Here is a 281-nt window from a genome sequence, read left to right on the forward strand (position 1 = left end):
GATTTTCTATGGTTAAAATCTCTTATTTGGCCGGAACATAAAGACAGAAGAGCGTTGTTCGAGAAGGCAGCCAATTGTTTTGTGAAAAATCCAGTGGAACTTGTGGAAGGGGATGGAGTAGATCTATTAAAAGATGTTGTTGAAACACTCCCAAAAGATACAGTGATTTGCATCTTCCATACCCACGTGGCAAATCAAATGACAGAAGCCACAAAAATAGATCTGTTAAAAAAGGTGGAAGAAATAGGGAAACAGAGAGATGTGTTTCACCTATACAATAA

The 281-nt window shown here is 37.7% G+C and carries 1 protein-coding gene; it reads left to right on the forward strand.

From position 1 onward, the window contains the following. Window positions 1–281 (forward strand): DUF2332 family protein (locus tag AOA61_RS30080; RefSeq protein ID WP_143521284.1); only part of this gene is annotated, 281 nt, incomplete at both ends.

This window comes from Pseudomonas sp. 2995-1 (genome assembly GCF_002742505.1).
GTDB lineage: Bacteria > Pseudomonadota > Gammaproteobacteria > Pseudomonadales > Pseudomonadaceae > Aquipseudomonas > Aquipseudomonas sivasensis.